This window comes from Dietzia sp. CW19 (genome assembly GCF_014145265.1).
Taxonomy (GTDB): Bacteria; Actinomycetota; Actinomycetes; order Mycobacteriales; family Mycobacteriaceae; genus Dietzia; species Dietzia natronolimnaea.
This window is the reverse complement of sequence record NZ_JAALEE010000187.1, coordinates 1-7,640: the sequence shown is the minus strand read 5'-3', so window position 1 is coordinate 7,640 and position 7,640 is coordinate 1. Positions and strand designations below refer to the sequence as shown.

Genomic DNA, 7,640 nt, shown 5'->3' with positions numbered 1-7,640 from the left:
GGCGGCCCGCCCTGGTGGCCCGCGGGTGGCGGATGCGGTCGACTCCCGAGGACTTCCCCGTGCACGGCGACCACACCGGTCCCGAGGTGCCGGACGCGCCGCGCGAACGGGGGGCGATGATGTCCTTCGCGTACGCGGACGGATACCTGTCCGTGGTGGACTTCTCGTTCGACCACGGCGACGGGGACGCCCTGGGGCCGGCCCGCGCGTGGGGTCGGAGCCGGCTCGACCTGCTCGAGGGCGAATCGATGACCGGGTGGCAGCACACGATCCTGGTGGCGGATTCGGCGAGCGGGATCTCCCTGGCCACCGACCCGCTCACTCATCCGGCGGTCAACTGTGACCTAGTGGTCTCGCTGCACCGGGAACCGGAACCGGGGTGGGTGCATCTGGACTCCGAGACGGTGGGCGGCCCCGGTCGCGGCGTCATCACCGACACGCTCCTGTCCGACGACCGGGGACGGATCGGCCGCAGCGTCCAGAACCTGTACGGGCGCAGGGTCGGTTGAGGGCAGGGTCGGTTGAGGGCGGGGTCGGGTGACGGGCGGACCCGGGCCGAGCGGAGACCCAGGTCACCGGACTCGTCCCGCGTGTCGCACCGCAGGTAGAGTGGCGGGTCGGCCCGATTCCCCCCGATATCAGACGAGGTACCCGCGCACGTGATCACCATCGACGACCTGGAGGTGCGCGCCGGCGTGCGCACCCTGCTCCACATGGACGGGTCCTCGTTGCGGGTCCAGCCCGGTGACCGGATCGGCCTGGTGGGTCGTAACGGTGCCGGTAAGACGACGACGATGAGGATTCTCGCCGGCGAGGGTGAGCCGTACGCGGGCACGGTCACGAGCACCAGCGAGGTGGGCTATCTGCCCCAGGATCCCCGCGAGGGCAACATGGGCCAGCTCGCGCGCAGCCGGGTCCTGTCCGCCCGCGGGCTGGATGTGCTCATGGTCGAGATGACCGAAGCGCAGGACGAGATGGTCGCCGCCCCGGACGACGCGGCGATGGACAAGGCCGTGCGGAAGTACGGCCGGCTCGAGGACGAGTTCTCCGCGCGGGGTGGGTACGAGGCCGAGAGCGAGGCCGCCCGCATCTGCAACAGCCTCGGGCTCGAGGAGCGGATCCTCACCCAGAACCTCGGCACGCTGTCGGGCGGTCAGCGCCGCCGCGTGGAGTTGGCGCGGATCCTGTTCGCCGCCTCGGACGGGGCCGGCAAGTCCCAGACCATGTTGCTGCTGGACGAGCCCACCAACCACCTCGACGCCGACTCGATCACGTGGCTGCGCCAGTTCCTGGAGAAGCACGAGGGCGGGTTGATCATCATCTCCCACGATGTCGAGCTGCTCGAGGCCGTGGTCAACCGGGTGTGGTTCCTCGACGCCGTGCGCGGGGAGATCGACGCCTACAACATGGGGTGGAAGAAGTACCTCGACGCCCGCGCCACCGATGAGGCCCGGCGCCGCCGCGAGCGCGCGAACGCGGAGAAGAAGGCGTCGGCGCTCAAGCAGCAGGCCGCCAAGCTGGGTGCCAAGGCGACCAAGGCCGCCTCGGCCAAGCAGATGATCCGTCGCGCCGAGACCATGATGAACCAGCTCGACGCGGTGCGGGTGGCCGACAAGGTGGCGCACATCAAGTTCCCCACCCCGGCCGCGTGCGGCAAGACCCCGATGTTCGCCAAGGGCCTGACCAAGATGTACGGCTCGCTCGAGGTGTTCGCCGGAGTCGACCTGGCGATCGACAAGGGCAGCCGGGTGGTGGTGCTGGGGTACAACGGCGCCGGCAAGACGACCCTGCTCAAGTTGCTCGCCGGTGTGGAGCGCACCGACGGTGAGGGCGGCGTCGTCTCCGGGCACGGGCTCAAGATCGGCTACTTCGCCCAGGAGCACGACACCCTGGACATGGACGCCAGCGTGTGGGAGAACATCCGCCACGCGGCGCCGGACGCGGGGGAGCAGGAACTGCGCAGTCTGCTGGGGGCGTTCATGTTCACCGGCCCCCAACTCGAGCAGCCGACAGGCACGCTCTCCGGCGGTGAGCGCACGCGTCTGGCGCTGGCCGGACTGGTGTCCTCGGCAGCCAACGTGCTGCTGCTCGACGAGCCCACCAACAACCTCGACCCGATCTCGCGCGAGCAGGTCCTCGATGCACTACGGACGTATGAGGGTGCGGTCGTGCTGGTCACGCACGACCCCGGCGCCGTGGAGGCGTTGGAGCCTGAGCGGGTCATCATCCTGCCGGATGGCACGGAGGACCTGTGGAGCCAGGAATACATGGAGATCGTCGAACTCGCGTAAGCGAACCCGACCGCTTGCTACGATGAATGCCTAAGAATCGCGGCTGATCCAAATATCGCGACGTTAGATACTTATCTACATACGATTCGGAAGGCGTTAGTGTGACCTATTCGGGGAAACTCTTTCGCACAATTTTAAGACTCCCTCATCCGCTACCTGTTTACACTGGGCAGAAAATTAGTCTCCATGGTCCAGACTCCGAAACTGGAGTTTCTGAACGCACATTCCTTCAATTCTATGAAGGACGTAGTGATATCGGCCAGGCCGACATTCAGTTCAACTCTATACGAGACGTTCTTACACTTGAATCTTTAATTCCTGACGACCATAAGCCCTCTACTACAGGTATCCAATATCGATACACGGTAGTCGATGCGATCACCACTATGCCTTCGTCTGCAGTTGAGGTCAGATCGCATGACGCGCGCAATGTTCCGACTGAGCACGACCCGATAAACAGAGTAGTTTCGGCGATTGCGTTAGTTGCGCGAGCATACCTTTTGGCCACAAAGTCCCGTGTCCATATCCTGTCATACGAAGACCTACCAGAATTTCTCCCAGCTTGGACCGCCGATGTTGAGACCGAAGACTGGTCACTACTAGATTTTAGAAGACTGAATTGGTCCGGATCGATAGTATTGCTTGAGACGCTAACGCGTTCTCCGGACTGGTCGAACCCCGAACTCAAAGATGGCGGCGGTCGAGAATTGGAGGAGGCAGCCCAGTTCTTCGCCCATCAGATCGAGTCTGGCGACCCTCTATCCCTATCTCTCGAATGGGCAATGCGTTCAAAGTATGCCATGAATGTGCGGGGAAACTACTATGATGCCGTCTCTAACAGCATTACTTTTGTAGAATCTTTCACGGTCGCTATTGCTACATGCCTGATGTGGGAAGAACAATTCGTCACCCCAAATTCGATCACGCCAGAGTATGCTGCCCAATTTTTCCAGTATGAAACCCGAGGTAGCGTAGTCGAACGGGTACTCCAACCCCGCCTCGGGGGTGACTGGACATCAAGCCAATCACCCTGGTTAGCGTGGAAATCGAGCGCGCGGCCCCTTCGTCACCGAATCGTTCATGCCGGATACTCGCCAGCAAGATCAGAAGCAGATTCTGCCGTTGAAAAGTCCCTCTCAGTTCAGTCTTGGATTCTTGACCTACTAAGCAACAAGCTTCGCAAGTTTCCTCGCACGAGCTGGATGACCATGGGCCAAGAAGGTTTGGTAGGGAGAGGAAGATGGACTCGGTTCATTCGTGAGTTCATCGACGAACATGCCGGCAGAGAAGTAAACTGGAGAACCGACTACATAGGATGGCATGGGGAATTAATGAGTCACGTGAACTAGATATGAAGAATCGGTAGCAATAAGCGGTAGCTAAATACTTAAGTCTTGGCACGCTTTCAAGTGTCTACATCATGTTTTTTGGCTAACCTGTGTCTTGGGCAGCGGTCAGGTCTCCGTCTTCGTCCCCTATCAGGTGGTTAGCCTTCGCGCGATGACCTCTTGGGCCCATTCGACGGGTAACGCCTGGGAGAACTTCAGCTTGTCGACCAGCGTCGCGGGCACCGCAGGAAGCGGCCGCTCACTCTCCGGCAGTGACTCCAAGAGTTCGAGCCGTTCCGCCGCAGGCTGGGTGGGCATGCCCTCGTGCAGGGTAATCGCGTCGGGCTGGACCATCCCGCCCTGCGGCGCCAGCTCTTCGCCTAACGCCGGCCCGAGAGCCGCCTGGTACCTGCGATTGGCGGCACTGCCCTCGTAGGTCCACCACTTGCGGACATTGTCCGTGGTGGTCCAGACCGGTCCGTGCGAGCTGACCGTGTGACGCAACCGGTCCTCATCGTCGGCGAGTCCGGCGCGCGCCCGCGCGGTGAGCCGAATCTGCTCGGGGAGCTCGCCCAGCAGCACAGTGCGCATGCCCTGCGCGACCTGCCGACCGATGTCGGCGCCCCCGAACCCGTACCGTGCTCTGCCGCCGCCCGCGGCGGGCTCCACCTGCACCCTGTGCCTGGGCCAGTTGATGTCTGTGACCTTCCAGGACCGCCCGGCAAGGAGTAGATGGATCGGCCCGTCGCCGCTAGTAAGCGCCCGCCACTCCACGGTCCCAACCTCCTGCCGGCCGGCCAAAACGGTGAACTCCCGCGGCATCGCGAAGGTGGTGAGCAAGTCCATGAAGTGGCGGCGGCCGAACACCCTCTCGGCGTCGGGCCCGAGGAACATGGCGCCGCCGTCGACATTGAGGTAGCCGCGCTCGACCAGGAAGTCGACGATCAGCTCAGCGGGACGCTCCAGGGTGTCCACATGCATGAGCGGGGTGGCCGCCCACCGGTCCTGCCAGCCATAGCGCGGCAGCGCGCCCTCCTGCAGCATCGCGGCCATGATCTGCTGCGCCACCAGGTGGAGCGGGACCGGCGGCGGGACGACGGGCTCGACATACCCCGTGCCCCAGGCATGCAGGAGTCCCAGCGTCCGGAGCAGGTGCCGGGGTTCCGTGGCGATGAACAGGCAGTTGCGGACGGTGCCAGCGCGGCGTCCGGTCCGGCCGAGCCGCTGGAGGAAGCTCGACACAGTGGTCGGGGCACCGATCTGGATCATCCGGTCCAGATCCCCGATGTCGATGCCCAGTTCGAGGGTTGAAGTCGCCACGATCACGCAGTCGCGCGCTTCGGCAAAGGCCAGCTCGGACCGCCTCCGTTCCTCGGCGGAGAGCGACGAGTGCGAGAGGTACACGTCCACGTCGAAGCCCCGGAGCATCGATGCGAGCTCCTCGGCCTGCCGTCGACTGTCCACAAAGACGAGCCGTTTCTGCCCCCGGTACAGCTTGGACAGCAACAAAGCGGCGGAGTCGAGAGTGTCGACGGCGTCCACGACGATGTCGGCGTCACCGGCGACAGGCCGGACCGCCTCGCCCACGGCAACGCCCGGTGCGATCACTCGCCCGGCCGTCCCGTCGACACCGCCCTGCAACCACTGCAGCAGCTCCTCGGGGTTGCCGACGGTCGCGCTCATCCCGATCCGCTGCAACGGGCGCCCGACCAGGTGCTCGAGACGCGAGAGCACAGCGGACAGATGCCACCCGCGGTCGTCGCCAGCAAAGGCATGCACCTCGTCGATCACCACGGTCCGCAGGTTCGCGAACAGCGTGCGGTGGTCGGTCTTGGTGGAGGCGAGCATCGCCTCGATGGATTCGGGCGTGGTGAGCAGGATGTCCGGGGGGTCGGCGCGGATGGTCCTGCGGGCGCTCTCGCCGACGTCCCCGTGCCATACCTCGACGCGGCGACCCATCCACGCGGTGTAGTCGACCAGTCGCACGGCGAGGTTGTTGAGCAGCGCCTTGAGCGGGGTCACGTACAGGACGGTCAGCCCGGCCCAGTCCTCGTGGGACATGCGGGTGAGGACGGGGAAGACGGCGGCCTCGGTCTTGCCGCCGGCGGTCGGCGCGAGCAGTAGGGCGTCCTCGCCGTCGATGAGCGGCCGGACGGACTCCTCCTGCAGTGGCCGCAAGCCTGGCCAGCCGAGGGAGTTGACCACGTGGTGCTGCAGTAGCGGGTGCAGCGCGGGGAAGCCCTGCGGGGCGCGGTGCTCCATCTAGAGCTCGATGGCGTCGGGGTCATCGATGGGGGACGACGACGAGGCCGCCACCGCGGACCGTTCGCTTTGACTGAGGTCGGACGCGTCGAGCGTCGGGGTGAAGTGCTGCCGCGGGAGGAAGTCCGGGAACATCTCGACGCGATCCAGGCAGTCGACGAGCATCCGCAGGTACTGGCGGGGTGCGATCCCCACCTGGCCGCCGAGTTTTCCCGCCACGGACTCGGCGAGCACGCGCAGGTACGCGTCGTCGACGAGGGTGGTGACCCGCTGGGCGACGGCGGGGTCGAGGCCGACCGCGTAGAGGTCTCGCACGCGCGACCCGACCTCGACCAGTCGGTCGAAGTCGAAGGCCTGGAGCCGGATCTGCGGCTGCCTGGGGTTGTCGAAGCGGGGGTCGGCGTCGAACTTCACGCCGATCCGTTGGTCGAGCGGAGGCAGTCGCTTGATGCCCTGCTGTCCTTCGAAGAAGGCGCTGGTCCCGGTGATGAGCAGGTACATCCCGGGGTAGCGGCCGGAGTCGAGCTCGTCGATCCACTGCCGCAGCGCGTTGAGGGCCTTCTCCCGGACGTCGCCGCGCATGCGCTGGAGGGTTTCCACCTCGTCAAGCACCAGCAGGAGCCCTCGGTGGCCGGAGCCGGCGAGCACCTGGAGCAGTCCCTGGAAGAAGCCCATGGCCAGGAAGTGGTCCAACTCGCCCTTGACCCCGGCGGCGCGCTTTGCCGACGCCGCCACGTTGCGTTGTCCACCGAGCCAGGCTGCAAGCCCGTCGGCCACCTCGATATCACCCTTAAGCAATGCGTCCCGATACCCGCGCAGAGCGAGCGGGAACACGGGCGCAGCATCGGCGACTGAGCGCAGCCTCTCCTCAAGCAGCTCGGCGGCGTCTGCTCCGGAAGAGGCCGCATCGTCTTCCACTCCGAGGAGCCAGTCGTCCAGGACGGCCCGGAATGCCTGTCGAGAGACAGCGGGGGTTCGAAGTTCTTCGCAGGCCCTCCGGTACACGGTCTCGAGTCGATGCAGGGGCGTCTCGAGTTCGGAGATCTGGACCTCGGACACGGCGAACCCGCGGTCGAGGGCCTGCTGCTGGAGCCAGCGCGCGAAGAAGGTCTTGCCGGAGCCGTACTCACCGCGAACTGCCTTGAACACGGCGGCGCCGCCGGCGACCTTGTCCAGCTCCTCTCCCAGGACCGGCGCGAGCCGGTCGAGGCCCACGGCGAGCTGGTCCAGCCCGTCGGCGGGGACGGTGCCGCGGCGGAGGGCGTCGATGATCGCGGTACGGCGGGCGGGGGAGACGGTCATCTACAGTCCGAACTGTTCAAAGAGGGTCTGGGGCGTCAGCACCACATCGTTGTCCTCACGCTCAAGGACCGGCATGCCGTCGACGTTGACCACCTTCTGGATCCTCGCGATGGTGCCGCTGACTTGAAGCGCGTTGAGCCCTAGCAAGTTGCCGAGCACTGCGACGGGCATGCGGCCGTTGTTGGCGGCGACTTCGCGCAGCACGTTGGCCAACTCGACGGGCGTGGGCTTGAGCTGTTGCGACCTGACCCGGTCCTTGAAGTACGGGCTACGGCTCAGATCCGCAAATTTGTCGGCGGGCTTCCTCGACCGGTCGGGGGTCGGGGAGACGGGCTGCACATCGGCGTCGAGCGACTCGAACAGCGAGACCTGGTCGGCGTTCTGCGGCGCCTTGCGCCGCGTGGCGGGCTTGGCCGCGGGTCCTCGCCCAGAGTGCCCGGCGGCAGCCTGTCCAGCA

General features: G+C 65.4%; 4 protein-coding genes and 1 pseudogene. 2 read left to right on the top strand and 3 right to left on the bottom strand.

Annotated features, from left to right (window positions below; genetic code table 11):
- Positions 1-509 (top strand): annotated as a pseudogene (locus G6021_RS06435) (thioesterase family protein); the annotation flags it as partial.
- Between the two features lie 150 nt (positions 510-659).
- Positions 660-2,291 carry an ATP-binding cassette domain-containing protein gene (locus G6021_RS06430; RefSeq protein ID WP_182640875.1) on the top strand — a complete coding sequence of 544 codons (1,632 nt, stop codon included), beginning with the start codon at positions 660-662 and terminating at the stop codon, positions 2,289-2,291.
- Between the two features lie 1,478 nt (positions 2,292-3,769).
- On the opposite strand, the gene G6021_RS06425 is transcribed toward G6021_RS06430, so the two are convergent.
- From G6021_RS06425 to G6021_RS06415, 3 genes are all read right to left on the bottom strand, one after another.
- Positions 3,770-5,881, bottom strand: coding sequence for a DEAD/DEAH box helicase (locus tag G6021_RS06425; RefSeq protein ID WP_182640874.1), 2,112 nt, complete (start codon positions 5,879-5,881; stop codon positions 3,770-3,772).
- Entirely contained in the window at positions 5,882-7,183 is a 1,302-nt protein-coding gene (gene brxD / locus G6021_RS06420) for a BREX system ATP-binding protein BrxD (protein ID WP_182640873.1), read from the bottom strand.
- Positions 7,184-7,640, bottom strand: a 457-nt coding sequence (locus G6021_RS06415) for a hypothetical protein (protein WP_206682645.1), incomplete at its 5' end; no start/stop codon positions are given.